This window comes from Crystallibacter permensis, from assembly GCF_025960875.1.
GTDB classification, from domain to species: domain Bacteria; phylum Actinomycetota; class Actinomycetes; order Actinomycetales; family Micrococcaceae; genus Crystallibacter; species Crystallibacter permensis.
The window spans coordinates 115,896-138,136 of record NZ_JAODLR010000007.1; the positions used below are offsets into that span (position 1 = coordinate 115,896).

The following is a 22,241-nucleotide window of genomic DNA, read 5'->3' on the forward strand; positions in this document are numbered from 1 at the left end:
GCGCCCTGCGGCGTTATGCTCGCAGTGTGAGTTCTCCTGTGAACGCGGCGCTGGATGTCCAAGCACGGCTTGGACGCATCCAGCGCCGCACCGTTTTAACCCTCGCCCTCGCCCAGTTGTTCAGCGGCGTGGGCAATGGTGCCGCACTCGCGATCGGCTCCCTTCTTGCCGTGGAGCTTTCCGGCAATGAAGAGCTTGCCGGTACGTCCACCATGGCCCTGTCCCTGGCCGGTGCCCTGGTCGCGCTGCCGCTGGCCGGCCTGGCGGCTCGGAGAGGCCGGCGGCAGGCGCTGATCTCCGGCCTGCTGCTGGCTATGCTGGGCGCCGCACTCATGGTGCTGGCGCCGATTCTGCGTTCCTACCTGCTGGTGCTGGCTGGATCCGCCTTGCTCGGCGTCGGCGCTGCAGTCAATCTGCAGGCCCGGTTCGCAGCCGTCGATCTGGCCCGCCCGGAGCACCGTGGGCGCGACCTGTCCTTCGTCGTCTGGTCCATCACCATCGGAGCGGTGGCAGGACCAAACCTGATCAAGCCCGGAGCCGAACTGGCCCTAGCGCTGTCCCTGCCGGAGACGTCCGGCCCGTTCCTGTTTTCCATGGCAGGGCTGGCGATCGGAGCGGTTCTGCTGTTCGTCGGGCTGCGTCCGGATCCGCTGCTGGTGGCCCGGAGCGTGGCCGCCGGCCCTGTACCGTCCCCCGCATCTCCCGCCGCACATAGTCCCGCACCGGCGACGGCGGCTGCAGCGGACTCCGCCTTGCCCCGAAGGCTTCGCGGCGGTTCGCTGGGCGCCGGCCTGGCGGCGGTCGGCCGGTCACCGATGGCTCAGCTGGGTCTGGTCACGGTCGTCGGGGCGCACTTGGTCATGGTCGCCGTGATGTCCATGACTCCCGTCCATCTGCAGGCGCTCGATCATGCGTCCGGCCTGCACCACAGCGAGGCCGATACACTCGCGTTCATCGGATTCACCATCTCCCTGCACATCGCCGGCATGTACGCGCTGTCGCCGGTGATCGGTCTGCTCACCGACAGGCTGGGCAGACCTCGGATGATCATGGCCGCCCAACTGGTGCTGCTGGCCGCCGTCGGGCTGGCCGGGATCGGGCACGGGGACCAGCTGTGGGTGGGAGTCGGACTGGCCGTCCTTGGCGTGGGCTGGTCGGCTGCCACCATCGCCGGCTCCACCTTGCTGACCGAATCAGTCTCCGACGAGGACCGGGTGCTGGTGCAGGGAGTCTCCGATACCTGCATGGGTGCCGCGGGTGCGTTGGGTGCGGCACTCTCCGGCGTAGCACTGGCGTTCTTTGGCTTCGCCGGACTGAACCTGGCAGCGGCGCTGGCGGCCGGCGTCGTCCTGGTCTTCGCTGTGGTGGAGGCCGCCCGGAACCGCGGGAGCCAGCGAAAGACGTAGGACGCGCCGCTGTTGTTTCCGGCAGCGGAGTTCGTAGCGTCAACTACTCGACGGCGCCATCCTGGCTGCGGCACATGGCGAGCAGGCGGCGGAAGATGCCCTCGCCGTCGTCAGAAATGCCGTCATGATGGAAATCGGCGGTCTCCCAGACCTGCAGTCCCTTGACCCGGTCGGCAGTTTCCAGCGACAGGTCGCGGTCCACGTAGATGTCCTCGGCATACACCGCAGCTGCGGCCGGCACGGTGTTGGCGGCCAGCCGTTCGAGATCATAAAGCGCGGGCCAGTCGTCCTTGGCGGCCAGCAGCCCGGCCACCTCCTGCAGCGGCACCAGCGCCGGGTCCTCCTCGAAGTACCACGGGTAGACCATTTCGCCGGTGAGCAAAGGGTGCTCCGCTTTCGGGCTGAACTGCGGATACTGCTCAAGGATCCGCCAGGCGGACCAGTCGGTAGCTTCCTGCTGGGCGTAGATCGCTTCGTGCAGCAACGCGTAAAGGGGATTGGCAGCCCGGCTGACTTGGTGGCTGACCTGTTCGAGGAAGGTATCGGACAGCCGCGGGCCCTCCGGCGTGGCCGTGAATGCATCCTCCAGCAGGTAGTGCAGAGCGTCCACCCGGGTATTGCCGCCCAGGAAGGAACCGAGCATCTGGAAGCGGCGCACGCTCAGTTGCTCGCCGGTAGGCAGGTATTCCGGCACCTGTTCCAGATGCCGCGCTATCCGGGTCACCTGCTGGCGGTCCTCCGGGTAGCGGGCGAAATATTCGGCGTTACGTGCCTCGACCCGCTTGAAGGTGGCCTGGTACACCCGGTCCGGGTGGCCGGTCAGCGGTGCCAGTCCGCCGGTGATGAGGACCTCGCGGAGTCCCACCGGTGCAAACGACAGGTAACTCAGGGCGCAGAAGCCGCCATAGCTCTGGCCGAAGATGCTCCAAGGCGCGGCGGCCAGCTCCTGCCGGATCAGTTCGGCGTCCGCCACGATGGAGTCTGCCCGAAAGTGGGTCAAGTAGTCCGCCTGTGCCACCGCGCCGCCCTGCAGCGGAAGGCTCTGGCGGGAGAGGGGAGTGGACAGCCCGGTTCCGCGCTGGTCCAGCATCAGGATGCGGAAGTGCCGCGCGGCTTCCTTCATCCAGCCGCCCAGGGACGTCACCCGGTTGCCGCGGCCGCCCGGACCGCCCTGCAGGAACAGCAGCCAGGGCAGGGACTTCACTGCCTCGGGGCTGTGCTCCAGGGACGTGTATTCCCGGGCGAAGACCTCGATGCTGCCACCGTCCACGTCCCCGTGGACCAGCGGAACGGTGAACCAGTGTTCCACCGTCCTGGCCCCGTGCATGACGTGCGAGGCGGCAATTCGGTGGGCTGCGCCGTCGTGCATTATGCCGTCCGGGCAGGAACGGTGGAGCCGAATTCACGCAGCGCGGTGCCGGTCAGGCGGAAGGTGGACCACTCCTCCTGCGGCAGCGCGCCCAGGCTGCGGTAGAAGTTGATGGACGGTTCGTTCCAGTTCAGCACCGCCCATTCCACCCGGGCATAACCGTTCTCGACGGCGTGCTGTGCCAAGGTGCGCAGCAGTGCCTTTCCGTGCCCCGCGCCGCGTGACTCCGGGCGCACGTACAGGTCCTCCAGATAGATGCCGTGGACGCCCTCCCAGGTGGAGAAATTGCGGAACCACAGCGCAAAACCCTGCACGCCGCCGTCGTCCTCGGCGATATGGGCGAACACGGACGGGTTGCCGCCGAAGAGTGCCTGCTTCAGCTGCTCCTCGGTAGTTTTGACCGCGTCCGGTTCCTTTTCGTAGACGGCGAGCTCGCGGATGAGCTCAAGGATGACGGGAACATCGGATTCGCGGGCACGCCGGATACTGGTCATAACTGGCATCTTATTCAGAGCGGGCCCACAGCGGTAATCCGCACGGCGGCCGTGCCCAGTTCGTTGGCTTCGGCAAGATTAACGACGGCGTTAATGCCCCAGTCATGGTCCCTGGCCGGGTCGTCGAAGATCTGCCGGACCTTCCACTCCGCGGGGCCTTCGTCAATGATCAGGTACTTGGGACCACGGGCGTCCGGCCCGATGCCGAGGTCATCGTGTGCGTCGAAATAGGCGTCCATGGCGTCCGCCCACCGGTCCGCATCCCAGCCGCTGTCCGCGTCCAGTTCGCCAAGTGCCGCTTCGTTTTCCGCTTCGAAGAGCTCCACCCGGCGGAAGAGTTCGTTCCGGACCATGACGCGGAACGCGCGCACGTTGTCCGTGAGCTTCGGCGGCGCCTTGGTCAGCACGGATTCTGCGGCGTGTTCCGCTGCCAGATCCGCGGCTCCGGCGCCGGAAGTCAGCTCTTCCCATTCGTCCAGCAGGCTCGAGTCCACCTGGCGTACCAGTTCGCCGAGCCAGGCGATGATGTCCTCCAGGTCTTCCCGCAGTGCCTCGGTCGGCACCGTCTGGCGCAGGGCCTTGTACCCGTCGGTGAGGTAGCGCAGCAGGATGCCTTCGGAGCGCGCCAGCGAGTAGAACTGCACATACTCGCTGAAGTTCATCGCCCTTTCATACATGTCCCGGATAATCGACTTCGGCGCGAGTTCGAAGTCGCCCAGCCAGGGGGCACTCTTGCGGTACACGTCGAAGGACTGGAACAGCAGCTCGGCCAGCGGCTGCGGATAAGTGACCTCCTCCAGCATGGCCATGCGCTGGTCGTACTCGATGCCGTCCGCCTTCATGGCGGCAACAGCTTCGCCTCGGGCCTTCTTTTCCTGGGCGGAGAGCACCTGCCGGGGCTGCTCCAGGATCGCTTCGATGGCGGAAACGACGTCGAGTGCATAGCTGCCGCTCTCCGGATCCAGCAGTTCCAGACTGGCTACCGCGAACGGGGACAGCGGCTGGTTCAGGGCGAAGTTCGCCTGCAGGTGGATCTTCAGCCGCACCAGGCGGCCGTCTTCGTCCGGCTCGGGCAGGCGCTCTACCAGGCCGGAGGCGACGAGTTCGCGGTAGATGCCCAAGGCGCGCTTGATCAGCTTGAGCTGCGAGGCACGGGTTTCGTGGTTCTCGGTCAGCAGCCGCTTCGCGGCGGCAAAGGGATCCCCGGGCCGCTCCAGCAGGTTCAGCAGCATCGAGTGGCTGACCGTGAAGCTGGACGTCAGTGGCTCTGGTTGGCCGTCCACCAGTTTCTGGTAAGTGGGCTCGCCCCAGCTGACAAAGCCTGCCGGCGGCTTCTTCTTGACCACCTGGCGCAGCTTCTTCTGGTCATCACCGAACTTCGCTACCGCCTTGGCCATCGCCTTGGTGTTTTCCACCACGTGCTCCGGCGCCTGGACGACGACGGTGCCGGCCGTGTCATACCCGGCCCGTCCTGCCCGGCCGGCGATCTGATGGAATTCCCGCGCGTTGAGCAGCCGGGTGCGGACGCCGTCGTACTTGCTCAACGCCGTCATCAGGACGGTACGGATGGGGACATTGATGCCCACGCCGAGAGTGTCCGTGCCACAGATGACCTTCAGCAGGCCGGCCTGGGCCAGCTGCTCGACAAGCCGCCGGTACTTGGGCAGCATGCCGGCGTGATGGACGCCGATGCCGTGGCGGACCAGCCGGTTCAAGGTCTTGCCGAAGCCCGGGGCGAACCGGAAGCCGGCGATCAGTTCGCCGATCCGGTCCTTCTCCTCGCGCGTGCAGACGTTGATGCTCATCAGGTTCTGGGCCCGTTCGATCGCCTCCAGCTGGCTGAAGTGCACCACGTACACCGGCACCTGGCGGGTGCTCAGGAGCTCCTCCAGCGACTCCTGAACCGGTGTCTGGACGTAGTAGTAATGCAGCGGAATGGGACGCTCGGCCGAGCTGACCGTGGTGGTTTGCCGCTCGGTACGCTGGGTCAGCTCCTTCTCGAACCGGGTGACGTCGCCGAGGGTGGCGGACATCAGCAGGAACTGCGCCTGCGGCAGCTCCAGCAGCGGGACCTGCCAGGCCCAGCCGCGCTGCGGGTCCGAGTAGTAGTGGAATTCGTCCATAACTACGGTTCCCAGCTGGGCCTCCGAGCCCTCGCGCAGGGCGATGTTGGCGAGGATTTCCGCAGTGCAGCAGATGATGGGAGCGTCCTGGTTCACCGACGAATCGCCGGTCACCATGCCGACGTTGTCCGGACCGAAGATGTCGCACAAGGCGAAGAACTTTTCCGAGACGAGGGCCTTGATCGGGGCGGTGTAGTAACTTCGCCGCCCGTGGGCCATCGCATGGAAATGTGAGGCGATGGCCACCATGGACTTACCCGAGCCGGTCGGCGTAGCCAGAATGACGTTGTTGCCCGTGACCAGCTCCATCACGGCCTCGTCCTGGGCCGGATACAGCGCCATGCCACGGCCCTCCACCCAGTCGATGAAGGCGGTGTAGATTTCGTCCGGGCTGGCGGTGGCGGCTGCGGGGAGCTGTTCAAGTAGGTTCATGTCCCCTCCAGCCTATCGGTCGGTGCGCCGCCGGGGGACGGACGCAGCGGCAACCGTAGGGTGGGGACATGAAATGGGATCCGTCCAAGTACGCCGAGTTCGCCGATTACCGCAGCCGCCCCTTCTTTGACCTGACCGGCAGGATCGCAGCGGACGAGCCGCGCCGGGTGGTGGACCTGGGTTGCGGTCCGGGCAGCCTGACCGCGGCGCTTGCAGACCGTTGGCCCGGGGCGCGGGTCACGGGGCTGGATTCGTCCGCCGCCATGATCGCCGCAGCCAGTGCCGCTTCACAACCGCAGAACCTGGATTTTGAAGTCGGCGACATCGCGGCCTGGACCCCGCCGGAGGACTTGGACGTGCTCGTCTCGAACGCCGCCCTCCAGTGGCTCCCGGGGCACGAGGACCTGCTCCGTGTGTGGGCGGCAGCGCTGAGCTCCGGCGGGTGGCTGGCGTTTCAGGTTCCCGGCAACTTCTCGGCTCCGTCGCATACGCTGATGCGCCGGCAGGCCGCCTCGAGCAGGTGGCGGGCCCGGCTCGATGGCGTACTCCGACACGAAGATGCCGTCAGCGAGCCCGCGGATTACCTCGCGCTGCTGCTGGAGGCGGGATTCGACGCCGATGCTTGGGAGACGACGTACCTCCATGTCTTGCAGGGGCCCGATCCGGTGCTGGGGTGGGTCCGGGGGACGGGCTTACGCCCGGTGCTGGCCGCCCTGGAACCTCAGGAGGCCTCCGAGTTCGAGACGGAATATGCCGAGGCGCTGCGCCATGCCTATCCGGCCGGCCCGCATGGAACGGTCTTCCCCTTCAGGCGGATCTTCTGCGTTGCGCGCAAGCGCTGACTACCAGCCCCGCTCGCGCCATTCGGCCAGGTGCGGCCGTTCGGCGCCGAGCGTAGTGCCCTTGCCATGGCCCGGGTGGACCACCGTGTCGTCCGGCAGGTAGTCGAAAATGCGGCGTTCGACGTCGTCAATCAGCGAGGCGAAGCGCTGCGGGTCCTGCTGGGTATTGCCAACGCCTCCCGGGAACAGCGAGTCCCCGGTAAACAGGTGCGAGGGTCCGTGCGCGTTGCGGTACAGGAGAGCCACCGAGCCCGGGGTGTGGCCGCGCAGTTTGATGGTCTCCAGCGAGAACCCGTCGAATTCGGCGATGTCCCCGTGATCGAGTGCGACGGCGGTGGGAACCTCGATCTGCGCGATGTCTTCGGTTCCGGCCGCGGTGCGGGCGCCGGTGAGTTTCACTGTCTCGGCGAGGGCGCGCACATGGTCCCAATGGCTGTGCGTGGTGATTATCATTGCCACTTTGGCGGGCGCCGGACTGTCCTGCGCCCCTTCGGCCAGCAGCTTTTCGATGGCGGGCAGATCGTCGGCGGCGTCGATGAGCACCTGCGTGCCGGTGTCCTTGGCCGTGATCAGGTAGACGTTGTTGTCCATCTCGCTGACGGACGCGGACCGAATGGTGATGTCATCAAGTTCCCACATGCGCCCCAGTCTAATCACAGGCCGGATGCTGCCCGGGCCGGGTCTGCGCCCAGAGTGAAAGTCCTTGTCGGACCTCAGGAAATTGGCGTAAATTCGATTGGTCCGGGAACGGACAATTGCAGAAGGGCAGGCACCGGTACATGGAAGCTGACCAATTCGACTGGCGGCTGGATAAGCAGAGCTCGGTGCCGCTGTTCGAGCAGCTGCGCCTGCGCATCATCGAGGCGTCCGACGGCGGAGAGCTGGTCATCGGAACCAAGCTGCCGCCGGTGCGGCGGCTGGCCGACCATCTGGGCATTGTGCCTAACACCGTGGCCCGCGCCTACCGGGAACTGGAGACGGCCGGCCGGGTGACCACCGGAGGCCGGGCAGGCACCGTGATCAGCGCCGGCGGGAACGAGTCCTCGCGACTGCTGGCCGAGGCCGCCACCAGCTTCGCCGAGACGGCCCGGGCACAGGGCGCCACGGTGAAGACAGCACTAGCCGCGGTCAAGGCGGCCTTGGAACGCTGATCTTTAGGACCGGCCAGGCCAGAGGAAGAACCCCCGTCACCATTGACGGAACGCGGACAAGTATCGTCCGTGTGCGCACCGATGTGCCCAACGCAATACATTTTCGAACGGACTTTCGATTAGAGTGGAAACCGTGCTAAAAGCGAGTGAATCAACTGGACCCGGATCCCACGAGTATGCCCGGACGGACCTATCCCGGCTGGTCGTGAAGGGCGCGCGGGAGCACAACCTGCGCAATGTCGACCTGGACCTGCCCCGGGATTCCATGATCGTATTCACCGGGCTCTCCGGTTCCGGCAAGTCCTCCCTGGCCTTCGACACGATCTTCGCCGAGGGGCAGCGCCGCTACGTCGAGTCGTTGTCCGCCTATGCGCGCATGTTCCTGGGCCAGGTGGACAAGCCGGATGTCGACTTCATTGAAGGCCTGTCCCCGGCAGTTTCCATCGACCAGAAATCGACAAGCAAAAACCCCCGTTCAACGGTGGGAACGATTACCGAGATCTACGACTACATGCGCCTGCTCTGGGCCCGCGTCGGCCGGCCGCACTGCCCGGTTTGCGGCGAGCCGGTGACACGTCAGACTCCGCAGCAGATTGTGGATCAGCTGCTGGAGCTTGAGAGCGGCACCCGGTTCCAGATCCTGGCCCCGGTAGTCCGCGGGCGCAAGGGCGAGTTCGTAGACCTGTTCAAAGAACTTTCCGCCAAGGGCTATTCCCGCGCCAAGGTGGACGGCAAACTGGTCCAGCTGTCGGAGCCGCCCAAGCTCGGCAAGCAGTTCAAGCACACCATCGAAGTGGTCGTCGACCGGCTGGTGGTCAAGGACGGCATCCAGCAGCGGTTGACTGACTCGATTGAGACCGGGCTGGGCCTGGCCGAGGGCCGTGTGCTGGCGGATTTTGTGGACCTGGATGAAAGCGATCCGGGACGCACCCGGGCCTTTTCGGAGCACCTTGCCTGCCCCAATGAGCACCCATTGGCCATTGATGAAGTCGAGCCGCGGTCCTTCTCGTTCAACAATCCGTTCGGTGCCTGCCCGGTCTGTACCGGCATCGGCAGCAAGCTCGAAGTGGACGAAGACCTGGTTGTTCCGGACCCGGAGCTCAGCCTCGGCGACGGCGCGATCGCACCTTGGGCCCTGGGCACCGCAACACAGCAGTACTGGAACCGGCTGCTTGAAGGCCTGTCCCACGAACTCGGATTCTCCATGGACGTTCCGTTCAATGAGCTGTCCAAGGATGCGCGCAAGGCCGTGCTCTACGGCAAGGACCACAAGGTGGTGGTCCAGTACCGCAACCGCTTTGGCCGCGAACGCAAGTACAGCACCGGCTTCGAAGGCGCGGTGCAGTACATCCACCGCAAACATCTGGAAACCGAGTCCGACAATGCGCGGGACCGCTACGAGCAGTACATGCGGGAGATCCCCTGCCCCGAGTGCAAGGGCGCGCGGCTGAACCCTGCATCCCTGTCGGTGCTCATCAATGGCAGGTCCATTGCCGAAGTATCCGCGATGCCGCTGCAGGAATGCCGCGACTTCCTGAATTCGCTGGAGCTGACGTCGCGCGAGGCGCAAATCGCCCAGCAGGTTCTCATCGAGATCCAGGCGAGGCTCCGCTTCCTGCTGGACGTAGGCCTCTCCTACCTGAACCTCGAACGTGCTGCCGGAACCCTCTCGGGCGGTGAAGCCCAGCGCATCCGGCTGGCAACACAGATCGGTTCCGGCCTGGTCGGCGTGCTCTACGTCCTGGACGAGCCGTCCATCGGACTGCACCAGCGGGACAACCGCCGGCTGATCGAAACGCTGACCCGCCTGCGCGACCTGGGCAACACGTTGATCGTGGTCGAGCACGACGAAGACACCATCAGCGAAGCCGACTGGATTGTGGACGTCGGTCCAGGTGCGGGCGAACACGGAGGCCAGATAGTCCATTCCGGTTCGCTCAAGGAACTGCTGGACAATGAGCAGTCCATTACCGGTGATTACCTCGCCGGTAGGCGCCGTATCGACGTTCCCGCCAAACGCCGCAAGATCGACAAGAAGCGGCAGCTCAAGGTGGTCGCTGCGCGGGAAAACAACCTGCAGGGCATCGACGCAGTCTTCCCGCTTGGCGTCTTCACCGCCGTCACCGGCGTGAGTGGTTCCGGAAAGTCCACCCTCGTCAACGACATCCTGTACAAGGTACTGGCCAACAAGCTCAACCGGGCCAAGCAGGTCGCGGGCCGGCATACACGGGTCGAGGGACTTGAGCACTTGGACAAGGTCATCCACGTCGACCAGAGCCCGATCGGTCGCACGCCGCGGTCCAATGCGGCTACCTACACCGGTGTCTTTGACAATATCCGCAAACTCTTTGCCGAAACCAACGAAGCCAAGGTGCGCGGCTACCAGCCGGGACGGTTCTCGTTCAACGTCAAGGGCGGACGCTGTGAAGCATGCAGTGGTGACGGCACACTGAAGATCGAGATGAACTTCCTGCCGGACGTCTATGTGCCGTGCGAAGTCTGCCACGGGGCCCGCTACAACCGCGAAACGCTTGAAGTCCATTACAAGGGCAAGACCATTGCGGATGTGCTGGACATGCCGATCGAGGAAGGTGCCGAATTCTTCGCGGCTTTCACCCCGATTGCCCGCCACCTGAATACCTTGGTGGACGTCGGCTTGGGGTATGTCCGGCTCGGCCAGCCCGCTACTACCCTCTCCGGCGGCGAAGCCCAGCGGGTCAAACTCGCCAGCGAACTGCAGAAGCGTAGCAACGGCCGAAGCATCTACGTGCTGGACGAACCCACCACCGGGCTGCACTTCGAGGACATCCGCAAGCTGTTGCTGGTGCTCCAGTCATTGGTGGACAAGGGCAACACCGTCATCACCATCGAACACAACCTGGACGTCATCAAGAGTGCCGACTGGGTAGTGGATCTTGGACCGGACGGAGGTTCCGGCGGTGGCCGGATTATTGCAACCGGCACGCCTGAACAGGTGGCGAAGGCGGAGGTCAGCCACACCGGACGGTACCTCGCGGAGGTACTCGAAACGGCCTGATTGGCACTGCGGTATATACCTCGGGCGGAATGCGTGTAACGCATAACGTTCAAGGTATGGAAAAATGCCTAGGTGACTTCTTTGCCGGCGCTGGTTCTCTTTGACCTTGATGGGACTCTGGTGGATCCCGCGGGGGCCATCACCGGGGGTATCAGCCGAGCCCTGCAGCTAGCCGGCCTGCCGGTCCCGCAGCAGGATGTCCTCGACTCCATGGTCGGTCCGCCGCTGGGGCAGTCGCTGCGGGAGAAGGCCGCTGTTCCGGAGAGCGACCTGGCTGAAGTCATTCGGCTCTACCGGACCGAGTACCGCGTCTCCGGAATGGCAGCCAGCCATGTTTATCCCGGAGTGGAAGGGCTGCTGCAGCAGTTGAAGACCGAAGGCACAATCCTGGCCGTGGCTACGCAGAAGCCCACTCCGATCGCCGACGAACTACTGCGTGTACAGGGATTGACCACCTATTTCGAGAGTGTCCACGGCGCTGGCTTTGACGATCCGGGCAGCAGTGCCGCAGCCGACGCAGGCAAAATCCCCATTCTGGAGGAGGCTTTGCGGCGGTACGCCGGGGCCTACGGCAGCGTCGTGATGGTGGGGGACCGGCACTACGACATCACCGCCGCCGTCCACCACGGGATTCCGGCGATCGGTGTCGGCTGGGGATTTGCGGCCGACGGTGAGCTGGAAGCCGCCGGTGCCGCCGCCGTCGTCGTCAATACCCAGGAACTAGCGGAGGAACTGGCACTGCAGCTAGCGGCCGCCACACAAGGAAAGGAGAGGTAAGGGAATGGAATTTTTTGAAGGCACCCGTGCTGCATTCCGTTCCGTGATCTCCGGAACCTGCCGGCCCACGATTGAGGGGCTGGAAAACTTCCCGCCGGAGGGCCCGGTTATCGTCGCCCCGAACCACCAGTCGTTTTTCGACAGCATCATCGTCCAAGCCCTGATGCCGCGCAAGGTGGCGTTCTTTGCCAAGGCCGAGTACTTCACCGCGAAGGGACCGAAGGGCGCCGCGATGCGATGGTTCTTCAACAGCGTGGGTTCCGTTCCGGTGGAACGCGGGGAACAGGCTGCCAGCGTGGCGGCGCTGCAGGCAGCGGTGGAAATTCTTGAGCGGAAAGAGGCGTTCGGTATCTATCCCGAAGGCACGCGTTCCCGCGACGGTCTGTTGTACCGTGGAAGAACAGGCGTTGGCTGGCTTGCGCTGACCACCGGCGCTCCCGTGGTGCCGGTGGGACTGATCGGAACCGACAGGCTCCAGCCAGCGGACAAGAAGATGATCAAACCGCAGCATTTCACCCTGAAGGTCGGCGCGCCACTGTATTTCGACAGGACGGGCCCGGGGCACTCCCTGCCTGCCCGCCGTGCCGCCACGGACAAGATCATGGACGCCATTGCCGAACTGAGCGGGCAGGAACGGGCCGGCACCTACAACCAATCCAAACAGGCACAGTAATGGCGCTGCCCTCGTCTTACCGGCCGAAGCCGGGGGAGATCCCTACCCAGCCCGGAGTGTACAGGTTCCGGGACGACAACAAGCGCGTCATCTATGTGGGTAAGGCCAAGAACCTCCGGTCCCGGCTCAACAGCTATTTCGCAAATCCTGACGGACTCATGCCGCGCACCCGGGCAATGGTGCATACCGCTGCGTCGGTGGAATGGACCGTGGTGGGCAGTGAACTGGAGGCCATCCAGCTCGAGTACACCTGGATCAAAGAGTTCACGCCCCGGTTCAACATCATGTTCCGGGACGATAAGTCCTACCCCTACCTGGCTGTCACCATGTCGGAGAAGTTCCCGCGCGTGCAGGTCATGCGCGGCGACCGGCGGAAGGGCACAAAGTACTTCGGCCCCTTCTACCCGGCTAAGGCGATCAGGGAAACGGTCGACACCCTGCTGCGCGTCTTCCCGGTCCGCACCTGCAGTGTTGGTGTCTTCAACCGTGCCCAGCGGACAGGCCGGCCGTGCCTGCTCGGCTACATCGATAAGTGCTCCGCACCGTGTGTCGGACGGATTTCCCCTGAAGACCACAAGGCCCTCGCCGCCGAGTTCTGCGCTTTCATGGGTGGCGAAGCCGACCGTTTCATCCGTGCGCTGGAACAGAAGATGAACGCCGCCGTTGCCGAGCTCGACTACGAAGCGGCGGCACGGTACCGGGACGACATCGCTGCCCTTAGGCGCGTCTTCGAACGTAATGCGGTGGTGCTCAGCGAGGACACGGACGCGGATATATTCGCCCTGGCCGAAGACGAGCTTGAGGCGGCGGTCCAGGTTTTCCACGTCCGCGGCGGGCGGATCCGGGGCCAGCGCGGCTGGGTCGTCGAAAAGGTCGAGGATGCCTCCCCGGCGGACCTGACCGAGCACCTGCTGCAGCAGGTCTACGGCGACGGCGAAGGGCCCGACAGGATCCCCAAGCAGGTGCTGCTGCCCGTCGAGCCGGAAAACAGGCCCGAGCTGGAGGAATGGCTGCGCGGTTTGCGCGGCAGCAAGGTCGAACTGCGGGTGCCCCAGCGCGGCGACAAGGCCGCGTTGCTCGGCACAGTGCAGGAGAACGCAACCCAGGCGCTGGCGCTGCACAAGAGCCGCCGCGCCGGAGATCTGACCACCCGCTCCGCCGCGCTGCAGGAGCTGCAGGAGGCGCTCGACCTGCCTGTGGCCCTGCTGCGCATCGAGTGCTATGACATTTCGCATGTCCAGGGAACCAACGTCGTGGCTTCCATGGTGGTCGTTGAGGACGGCCTGCCCAAGAAGTCTGACTACCGGCGGTTTTCCATTACCGGCGATGCCGCGCGGGACGACACCTCCGCGATGTATGACGTGATTAGCCGCCGGTTCCGGAACTATCTGGCAGACAAGACGGCGGTCCCCGAACCCGAGGCAGCTTTGGCGGCGGGCGGCACGAAAGCGCCCCTGGCGGCCGACGTCATCGACACCAACGGCGTGCCCGCCGGGGACCGTGTATTGACGGATACGACGACGCCGGCGCCGCGCACCAAGTTCGCCTATCCGCCGAACCTCGTTGTGGTCGACGGCGGGCCGCCGCAGGTGTCGGCCGCCTCCCGCGCCCTGGCCGATCTGGGGATCACCGATGTCTTCGTGGTCGGACTGGCCAAAAGGCTGGAAGAAGTCTGGCTTCCGGACGACGACTTCCCGGTCATCCTGCCCCGTGCATCGCTCGGCCTGTATCTGCTCCAGCGGATCCGGGACGAAGCACACCGCTTCGCGATTAACTACCACCGCCAGAAGCGCGGAAAGTCGATGACCGTGTCGGTACTGGACGGGATCCAGGGGCTGGGGCCGGCCAAGCGCAAGGCGTTGCTCAAGCACTTCGGCTCGGCCAAGAGGCTCAAGGCCGCAAGCACCGAGGAACTCCAGTCGGTACCGGGCGTGGGTCCCGCCCTGGCCGCGTCCATCAAACGGCAGCTCGATCCGGCGGCGGAAACTGCCTCTGAGGCACCGGCGGTCAATATGGCGACCGGCGAAATCATCGAATCTTAGCTAGGCTAGGAAACCCGTGCAAGGCCGCGGGACAAACCTAAGAACAGGACGGCTCAATGTCAGACGAAGAGGATTTCACGCCGATCAAACCGGTGGAATCCGAGCTGCTGGTGGTCACGGGTATGTCGGGCGCAGGCCGTACCACCGCCGCGCACGCGCTCGAAGACCACGGCTGGTATGTCGTGGACAACCTCCCGCCGCAAATGCTCGGCACGCTGGCCGAGCTTGTCTCCCGCATGCCCGAATCGATGCCGCGGCTCGCCGTCGTTGTTGATGTCCGCAGCCAAAACCTGTTCCGCGACATCCGGGAATCGCTCAACGGGCTGAAATCCAGCGGCATCAATTACCGGGTTATCTTCCTGGATGCCGCGGACAACGTGCTGGTCCGCCGTTTCGAACAAGGCCGGCGCCCGCATCCGCTGCAGGGTGACGGCCGGATTTCGGACGGCATCACCGCAGAACGCGAGCTCCTGGCCCGGCTCAAGGACGCCTCCGACCTGGTCCTGGACACGACCGACATGAACGTCCACGCCCTGGCCACCAACATCACCGAACTCTTCTCCGACTCCGGCCCGATCGTACTGCGGCTGAACGTGATGAGCTTTGGCTTCAAGTACGGCCTTCCGGTGGACGCGAACTTTGTGGCGGACGCGCGCTTCATCCCCAATCCGCACTGGATTCCCGAGCTCCGCCCGCACACGGGGTTGGAACGGCAGGTCAGCGAATTCGTGCTGCAGGAATCCGGGGCGGAGGAATTCATCAAGCGTTATGTTGATGCGCTCGAACCGGTGCTCGAAGGCTACCGCCGCGAGAACAAGCACTACGCGACGATCGCCGTCGGCTGCACCGGAGGCAAACACCGCTCCGTCGCCGTGGCCGTAGAGCTGGCAAAGCGGCTCGCCCAACTGCCGCGCGTAAAAGTTGCGGTGCAGCATCGGGATTTGGGGCGCGAATAGTGGCCCTTATGACGGGACCACTTCCGCGCGTACCGCTGCCGCAGACGGACCGGCCGGGAAGCGTCCGCGGACAAAATCCGCCGGCCGTAGTGGCACTGGGCGGCGGGCACGGACTGTCGGCGTCGCTGGCTGCCCTGCGGCTGCTGACCACGGAACTGACGGCAGTGGTGACCGTGGCGGACGACGGCGGGTCCTCCGGCCGTCTTAGACGCGAGCTGGGTGTCCTCCCGCCCGGCGACCTGCGGATGGCGCTTGCCTCGTTGTGTGACGACACCGAATGGGGGCAGACATGGCGGGACGTGATGCAGCACCGCTTCAAATCCCTGGACAACGTTGAAGGCAGCCTGGACAACCACGCGGTCGGCAACCTGCTGATCGTCACCCTGTGGGAACTGCTGGGGGATCCGGTTGCCGGCCTGCAGTGGGCCGGAGCACTGCTGGGGGCACGCGGCCAAGTGCTGCCGATGGCGACTGTTCCGCTGACCATCGAAGGCGACGTGCTGACGGAGGAACCCGGCGGGCGCCTGCGCAACGTAACGATTTCAGGCCAGTCCCGGCTTGCGGAAGCCGGCCGGAATACGCATGTCAACGATGTGCGGCTGATACCGGACGATGCGCCGGCCTGCACCGAAGCCCTCCAGGCCATTGAAGCTGCTGATTGGGTGATCCTCGGTCCGGGCTCCTGGTACACCTCGGTGCTGCCGCATTTGATGCTCCCGCAGCTGCGGGATGCCTTGTGCCGGACCAGCGCACGGCGGGTTCTGACCATGAATCTTGCCATGGATACCAAGGAAACGTCCGGGATGACCGCAGTGGACCATCTGTCCGTGGTGCAGCGGTACGCGCCGGGGCTGAAGTTCGACGTTGTGCTCGCAGATCCGGACACCATTGGGGACCGCGCAAGGTTCGAGGCGGCAGCCGCCGGGCTCGGAGCGCGCGTGGTCTTGGGTAGAGTGGGAACTCCCGGCGGTCATGCCGTACATGACCCGTTAAGGCTCGCAACGGCCTACCATGACATTTTCGCGGGACAGTAAGACATAAGTTAGGACAGGGTGCATGGCGCTGACTGCAGCAGTCAAGGATGAACTTTCACGCCTTGACATCAAGAAGTCCCAGGTGCGGAAGGCCGAAGTCTCGACAATGCTTCGCTTTGCGGGCGGGCTTCACATCATCTCCGGCCGGATAGTGATTGAGGCCGAAGTTGATCTTGCCTCCACGGCTCGGCGTTTGCGCGCTGCCATTGCCGAGGTTTACGGCCACGGCAGCGAAATCATTGTCGTCTCCGGCGGCGGGTTGCGCCGCGGCAACCGCTACGTGGTCCGTGTCGTACGGGATGGGGAATCGCTGGCCCGCCAAACTGGGCTGCTCGATGCCCGCGGACGTCCGGTCCGCGGACTGCCTTCGGTAGTGGTCAATGGCTCCGCAGCCGATGCCGAGGCGGTTTGGCGCGGAGCGTTCCTGGCACACGGATCACTCACCGAACCGGGCCGTTCATCCTCCCTCGAAGTGACCTGCCCTGGTCCCGAGGCCGCCTTGGCCTTGGTCGGCGCCGCCCGCCGCATCGATATCACCGCCAAGGCGCGGGAGGTGCGGGGTGTGGACCGGGTGGTTATCCGGGACGGGGACACCATTGCCGCCCTGCTGACCCGCATGGGAGCCCACGATGCACTCATGGTCTGGGAAGAACGGCGGATGCGCAAAGAGGTGCGGGCTACGGCCAACCGGTTGGCAAATTTTGATGATGCCAACCTTCGCCGTTCGGCCCAGGCCGCTGTCGCCGCTGGGGCACGGGTGGACCGTGCGCTCGAGATTCTTGGTGACGATGTTCCCGAGCATCTCAGGTATGCCGGCGAGCTGCGCGTGGCCCACAAGCAGGCCAGCCTGGATGAGCTTGGCCGCCTGGCAGATCCGCCCATGACCAAGGACGCCATCGCCGGGCGCATCCGGCGCCTGCTGGCGATGGCAGACAAGCGCGCTTCGGACATGGGCATTCCGGGGACGGATGCGAATGTGACTCCGGAGATGTTCGATGAGTAGGACGTGTGCTTAGGATGGGATTGTCCGGGCGTTGGCCCGGGAGGCTTTGGGAACAAGATAATTTTCCGGGCGGGTCCGCTGCCCGGATGATCAATCCGATCACGGCCGCATGCCGGCCGCCGAACTAAACGGAGGATATTCGTGAGCAAGTACGTACTGCCCGAACTCAACTACGACTACGCAGCGCTGGAGCCGCATATCTCCGCCCGCATCATGGAGCTGCACCACAGCAAGCACCATGCCACCTACGTTGCCGGCGCCAACACCGCACTGGAGCAGCTGGCCGAGGCCCGTGACAAGGGCGAGTTCGGCAACATCCCGAAGCTCTCCAAGGACCTCGCCTTCCACCTGGGCGGCCACACCAACCACTCCATCTTCTGGAACAACCTGTCGCCGGAAGGCGGCGACAAGCCCGAGGGCGAGCTGGCCGCAGCGCTGGACGACGCTTTCGGTTCCTTCGACGCGTTCCGCGGCCACTTCAACGCTGCGGCGCTGAGCCTGCAGGGATCCGGCTGGGCCGTGCTGGCCTACGAGCCGCTGGGCGGCAACATCATCATCGAGCAGCTCTACGATCAGCAGGGCAACGTCCCGGTCGGCACCATTCCGCTGCTGATGCTGGACATGTGGGAGCACGCGTTCTACCTGGACTACGTCAACGTCAAGGCCGACTACGTCAAGGCTTTCTGGAACATCGTGAACTGGGCGGACGTGGCACAACGCCTGGAAGCCGCCCGCAAGGGAGCTTCGTCCCTGGTGACCCTCGGAAAGTAGCGGGGAACGCTTCTCACGCGGTCCGAACTGCGTAAGATGAAGTCCGGGAGGCCCGTCACGGTGTTAGGCATCGGGACGGCTGCCTTCCGGACTTTTCCGTACCCTGAGAGGAAAGGGAGGCCAGCGGCACGTCAAGGACCAGCAAAGGGTCCCGAGGAAGGGCCGGCGCACAAATCCGGCTACCGCCTATTAAGGAGCTAGAACTGTGACAACTCGTGTTGGAATCAATGGTTTCGGACGTATCGGCCGCAATTTTTTCCGGGCAGCGCTCGCTCAGGGCGCCGATTTGGAAATCGCGGCAGTCAATGATCTGACGGACGCCAAGACCCTGGCCCATTTGCTCAAGTACGACAGTGTCATGGGACGCCTGTCCGAAAGCATTGAACTCAAAAACAGTGATCTGGTCGTGGCCGGACAAATAGTCAAGGTGCTGGGGGAAAAGGACCCCGCCCAGCTGCCGTGGAAAGACCTCGGCGTGGACATCGTGATCGAGTCCACCGGCTTCTTCACCAAAGCCGAGGACGCCAAGAAGCACATCGATGCCGGCGCCAAGAAGGTCATCGTTTCCGCCCCGGCCTCCGGCGCCGATTTCACCGTGGTGCTGGGCGTCAACGAGAAGGATTACGACGCCGGATCGCACCACATCATCTCCAACGCATCCTGTACCACCAATTGCCTTGGTCCGCTCGCGATGGTCCTGCATGAAGCGTTCGGCATTGAGCGTGGCCTGATGACCACCATCCACGCCTACACGGCGGATCAGAATCTCCAAGATGGCCCGCACCGCGACCTCCGCCGTGCCCGCGCCGCGGCGATTAACGTTGTTCCCACGTCCACCGGAGCCGCGAAGGCCATCGGACTGGTCCTGCCCGAGCTCAAGGGCAAACTGGACGGCTACGCAATCCGCGTTCCGGTACCTACCGGCTCGGCGACGGACCTGACCGCCACCGTGTCCAGGGAAGTCACCGCCGAGGAGGTTAATGCGGCTTACAAGGCGGCCGCGGGCCAGGAACGGCTGGCCGGTATCCTGACCTATTCGGAGGATCCGCTGGTGTCGTCCGATATCGTCACAGACCCGGCATCTTCGATCTTCGACTCCGGACTGACTAAGGTTATTGGTAATCAGGTCAAAGTAGTCGCTTGGTACGACAACGAATGGGGCTACTCCAACCGCCTGGTGGATTTGACCGAACTGGTCGCTTCCAAACTCAGCTGACTTTGCTAACCGCTAAGGGTAGGTATGACTGCACGCGCTCTTGATGAATTGCTCGCCGAAGGCGTCCGTGGACGCCGCGTCCTGGTCCGCTCGGATCTGAACGTTCCGCTGGAAGGCGAAGGGGATTCCCTTGCTGTCGCCGATGATGGACGGATCCGCGCATCGCTGCCCGTCCTGCAGAAGCTGGCCGAAGCAGGGGCACGTGTCATCGTGATGGCCCATCTGGGCCGTCCCAAGGGTGAGCCGGAGGAGCGGTACTCGCTGCGCCCCGCCGTCGTACGATTGAAAGAGCTTGCCCCGTTCACCGTCAAGTTTGCCGAAGATACTGTGGGCGACAGCGCGAAGTCGCTGGCAGCGGACCTGCAGGACGGAGAGGTGCTGGTGTTGCAGAACCTCCGTTTCGATGCGCGGGAAACCAGCAAGGACGACGCGCAGCGGCAGGCGTTTGCCGCAGAGCTCGCTGCCCTGACCGGCGGTAACGGCGCCTACGTAGATGATGCCTTCGGCGCGGTGCACCGCAAGCATGCAAGCGTCTTCGACATCGCCGCCAAACTGCCCGCCTTCCAGGGCGATCTGGTCCGGACCGAACTCGAGGTCCTCACGCGTCTGACAGACGCGCCGCAGCGGCCCTACGTCGTCGTCCTGGGCGGTTCCAAAGTTTCGGACAAGCTGGCCGTGATCGAGAACCTCCTGCGCCGGGCAGACAATATCCTGGTCGGCGGCGGCATGGTGTTCACCTTCCTCGCGGCGCAGGGGTACAAGGTCGGCGCGAGCCTGCTGGAGGAAGACCAGCTGGACACCGTGCGCGGCTACCTGGCCAAGGCCAAGGAGACCGGCTGCAACTTCATCTTGCCGACGGATATCGTCGTGGCCGAGAAGTTCGCCGCCGACGCGGCACACGAAGTGGTCCGGGCCGACGAGATGGAGGCATCGCGGTTCGGCGCCAGCGGCATCGGCTTGGACATCGGCCCCGATTCGGCCGAGGCCTTCGCCCAGCAAATCCACTCAGCCAACACTGTGTTCTGGAACGGGCCGATGGGTGTCTTCGAATTCGACGCCTTCGCCCACGGCACCCGGACCGTGGCCAAGGCGCTGACCGGCAGCGACGGATTCACCGTTGTCGGCGGCGGAGACTCGGCGTCGGCAGTGCGGAGCCTGGGCTTCGACGACGACGCTTTCGGCCATATCTCCACCGGCGGCGGGGCCAGCCTGGAGTACCTCGAGGGCAAGGCGCTGCCCGGCCTCACCGCACTGGACCGCTAGGCGCGCACCGCACCAACGACCTGCACCTGTGCAGCGTGGGAACCGCCTGCGTGGCCCCACGCTGCACTGAATCGAAATGACTGGAGACCCTTGTGACCACCTCGACCAACGGCAAGTTTGACCGCACACCGCTGATCGCCGGCAACTGGAAGATGAACATGGACCACGTCCAAGGCATCACCCTGCTGCAGAAACTGGCGTGGACGCTCAGCGACGCCCGGCACGATTACAGCCGGACGGAAGTGGCGGTCTTTCCTCCCTTCACCGATTTGCGCGGCACCCAGACCCTGGTCCGTGGCGATGATCTCAAGATCGTTTATGGCGGCCAGGATCTTTCCCAGTTCGACTCCGGCGCCTACACCGGTGACATTTCCGGACAGTTCCTCGCCAAGCTGGGCTGCAGCTACGTGCTGGTGGGCCACTCCGAGCGGCGCACCATCCATGGCGAATCCGATGAGCTGCTCAACGCCAAGGTGAAGGCCGCCTACCGCCATTCGCTGGTGCCGGTGCTCTGCGTCGGTGAGGGCCTCGAGGTGCGTCAGGCCGGCAACCACGTAGACCACACCCTGGAGCAGGTGCGCGCGGATCTGTCCGGGCTTGCCGCGGACGATGTGGCCCGGCTTGTCATTGCCTACGAACCTGTATGGGCGATCGGAACCGGCGAGGTCGCCGGGCCGCAGGACGCCCAGGAAATGTGCGCCGCGATCCGCACCGAAATCGCCAAGTTGTACGACGACGCTACGGCCGCCGGTGTTCGGTTGCTGTACGGTGGCTCGGTCAAGGCTGCCAATGCCGCCTCGATCCTGAAGGAACGGGACGTCGACGGCCTGCTCGTGGGCGGCGCCAGCTTGGACGCCGCCGAATTTGCTAATATTGTCAGGTTCGAACACCACTTGGTGACGGACTAACTCGAAAGGCGACTGTGGACGCTCTTAAGATCACGTTGCAAATCCTGCTGGGCATCACCAGTCTGTTGCTTACCCTGCTGATTCTGCTGCATAAAGGCCGCGGCGGCGGCATGTCCGACATGTTTGGTGGCGGAATGACCACGTCCCTGGGTTCTTCTGGTGTCGCCGAGAAGAACCTGAACCGGTTCACCGTTATTCTCGGCCTTACTTGGGGCGCCGTCATTGTTGCCCTCGGGCTGATCATGCGTTTCGGCGCCGAGGCATAAGGAACTTTTCCCCCGTTTGTCTCCGGCCGGTCGTAGACTGGTTCCAGATCTACCCAATCGACCGGAGATGAACGTCATGCACCCCTCGCATGGGCTGCGGGCAGTCCGGGTCGGCTCAGTCACAGGCGCAGGGCTCGCCGGATGGCAGGCCAACTCCGGACGCTCGCTCAATCTCGTCCGTAAAGTACCCGTCCGTTACTGGTGTCCCCGGGGACACGAGACCGTCCCCGTTTTTGCCGACCTGACCGAGGCGGAGATTCCCCAATCCTGGGACTGTCCCAAATGCGGGCAGACAGCAGGGCGCGAACGCGGACTCTTGGTTCAACGCAGCGGCGAAGAACCTTTTAAAAGCCACCTCGACTATGTCAAGGAACGCCGCACACCGGCGGAGGCGGCTGAGGCCTTGGATCGCGCATTGACGGAACTGCGGCGGCACCGGACCGCACCGAGCTAGCCATGCTGGCCAAAGCCCGGTCCG

20 protein-coding genes are annotated in these 22,241 nt (G+C 64.6%); 16 read left to right on the forward strand and 4 right to left on the reverse strand.

Features of this window, described 5'->3' with window-relative positions; all coding sequences use genetic code 11:
• Positions 1–26 precede the first annotated feature (26 nt).
• Positions 27–1,406, forward strand: a complete 1,380-nt coding sequence (locus tag B0G38_RS10690; RefSeq protein WP_264669435.1) for an MFS transporter — start codon at positions 27–29, stop codon at positions 1,404–1,406.
• Between the two features lie 43 nt (positions 1,407–1,449).
• Here B0G38_RS10690 and B0G38_RS10695 read toward each other — a convergent pair whose 3' ends face one another.
• From B0G38_RS10695 to B0G38_RS10705, 3 genes are read right to left on the reverse strand one after another with little or no spacing between them, the layout of a single operon-like run.
• Positions 1,450–2,775: an alpha/beta hydrolase gene (locus B0G38_RS10695; RefSeq protein WP_264669436.1), complete on the reverse strand. Its 1,326-nt coding sequence runs from the start codon at positions 2,773–2,775 to the stop codon at positions 1,450–1,452.
• Positions 2,775–3,269, reverse strand: coding sequence for a GNAT family N-acetyltransferase (locus B0G38_RS10700; RefSeq protein ID WP_264669437.1), 495 nt, complete (start codon positions 3,267–3,269; stop codon positions 2,775–2,777). Before B0G38_RS10700 ends, B0G38_RS10695 begins: the two co-directional genes overlap by 1 nt.
• Positions 3,270–3,283: 14 nt before the next feature.
• Complete coding sequence (locus B0G38_RS10705; RefSeq protein WP_264669438.1) at positions 3,284–5,824, reverse strand: DEAD/DEAH box helicase; 2,541 nt, start codon at positions 5,822–5,824, stop codon at positions 3,284–3,286.
• Positions 5,825–5,892: 68 nt separating this feature from the next.
• Between B0G38_RS10705 and B0G38_RS10710 the strand changes: the two genes are divergently transcribed.
• Positions 5,893–6,666 (forward strand): trans-aconitate 2-methyltransferase, encoded by a 774-nt coding sequence (locus tag B0G38_RS10710; protein WP_264669439.1) that lies wholly within the window; start codon positions 5,893–5,895, stop codon positions 6,664–6,666.
• Here B0G38_RS10710 and B0G38_RS10715 read toward each other — a convergent pair whose 3' ends face one another.
• Positions 6,667–7,305: an MBL fold metallo-hydrolase gene (locus B0G38_RS10715; RefSeq protein WP_264669440.1), complete on the reverse strand. Its 639-nt coding sequence runs from the start codon at positions 7,303–7,305 to the stop codon at positions 6,667–6,669.
• 140 nt (positions 7,306–7,445) lie between these two features.
• Between B0G38_RS10715 and B0G38_RS10720 the strand changes: the two genes are divergently transcribed.
• From B0G38_RS10720 to B0G38_RS10785, 14 genes are all read left to right on the forward strand, one after another.
• Positions 7,446–7,817, forward strand: coding sequence for a GntR family transcriptional regulator (locus tag B0G38_RS10720; protein WP_264669441.1), 372 nt, complete (start codon positions 7,446–7,448; stop codon positions 7,815–7,817).
• 133 nt (positions 7,818–7,950) lie between these two features.
• Positions 7,951–10,854 (forward strand): excinuclease ABC subunit UvrA, encoded by a 2,904-nt coding sequence (gene uvrA / locus B0G38_RS10725; protein ID WP_264669502.1) that lies wholly within the window; start codon positions 7,951–7,953, stop codon positions 10,852–10,854.
• Positions 10,855–10,926: 72 nt separating this feature from the next.
• Positions 10,927–11,631 (forward strand): HAD hydrolase-like protein, encoded by a 705-nt coding sequence (locus B0G38_RS10730; protein ID WP_264669442.1) that lies wholly within the window; start codon positions 10,927–10,929, stop codon positions 11,629–11,631.
• 4 nt (positions 11,632–11,635) lie between these two features.
• Positions 11,636–12,304, forward strand: coding sequence for a lysophospholipid acyltransferase family protein (locus B0G38_RS10735; protein ID WP_264669443.1), 669 nt, complete (start codon positions 11,636–11,638; stop codon positions 12,302–12,304).
• The gene (gene uvrC, locus B0G38_RS10740) at positions 12,304–14,346 is read left to right on the forward strand and encodes an excinuclease ABC subunit UvrC (protein ID WP_264669444.1); all 2,043 of its coding nucleotides are present in this window, start codon (positions 12,304–12,306) and stop codon (positions 14,344–14,346) included. The genes B0G38_RS10735 and uvrC overlap by 1 nt, the downstream gene beginning before the upstream one ends.
• Positions 14,347–14,402: 56 nt before the next feature.
• Positions 14,403–15,302 (forward strand): RNase adapter RapZ, encoded by a 900-nt coding sequence (rapZ, locus tag B0G38_RS10745; protein ID WP_074702466.1) that lies wholly within the window; start codon positions 14,403–14,405, stop codon positions 15,300–15,302.
• Positions 15,302–16,336: a gluconeogenesis factor YvcK family protein gene (locus B0G38_RS10750; protein WP_264669445.1), complete on the forward strand. Its 1,035-nt coding sequence runs from the start codon at positions 15,302–15,304 to the stop codon at positions 16,334–16,336. Before rapZ ends, B0G38_RS10750 begins: the two co-directional genes overlap by 1 nt.
• Positions 16,337–16,358: 22 nt before the next feature.
• On the forward strand, positions 16,359–17,339 hold the full coding sequence (whiA, locus tag B0G38_RS10755; protein WP_074702464.1) for a DNA-binding protein WhiA: 981 nt from the start codon (positions 16,359–16,361) through the stop codon (positions 17,337–17,339).
• A 141-nt stretch (positions 17,340–17,480) separates the two neighbouring features.
• A complete protein-coding gene (locus B0G38_RS10760) occupies positions 17,481–18,110 on the forward strand; it encodes a superoxide dismutase (RefSeq protein WP_264669446.1) in 630 nt (209 codons plus the stop codon).
• Between the two features lie 205 nt (positions 18,111–18,315).
• Positions 18,316–19,326 (forward strand): type I glyceraldehyde-3-phosphate dehydrogenase, encoded by a 1,011-nt coding sequence (gene gap, locus B0G38_RS10765; RefSeq protein ID WP_264669447.1) that lies wholly within the window; start codon positions 18,316–18,318, stop codon positions 19,324–19,326.
• Between the two features lie 24 nt (positions 19,327–19,350).
• Positions 19,351–20,589 (forward strand): phosphoglycerate kinase, encoded by a 1,239-nt coding sequence (locus B0G38_RS10770; protein ID WP_264669448.1) that lies wholly within the window; start codon positions 19,351–19,353, stop codon positions 20,587–20,589.
• A gap of 92 nt (positions 20,590–20,681) precedes the next feature.
• On the forward strand, positions 20,682–21,497 hold the full coding sequence (tpiA, locus tag B0G38_RS10775) for a triose-phosphate isomerase (RefSeq protein WP_264669449.1): 816 nt from the start codon (positions 20,682–20,684) through the stop codon (positions 21,495–21,497).
• 14 nt (positions 21,498–21,511) lie between these two features.
• Positions 21,512–21,763 (forward strand): preprotein translocase subunit SecG, encoded by a 252-nt coding sequence (gene secG, locus B0G38_RS10780; RefSeq protein ID WP_074702459.1) that lies wholly within the window; start codon positions 21,512–21,514, stop codon positions 21,761–21,763.
• Positions 21,764–21,839: 76 nt separating this feature from the next.
• Complete coding sequence (locus B0G38_RS10785) at positions 21,840–22,217, forward strand: RNA polymerase-binding protein RbpA (protein WP_264669450.1); 378 nt, start codon at positions 21,840–21,842, stop codon at positions 22,215–22,217.
• Positions 22,218–22,241 lie beyond the last annotated feature (24 nt).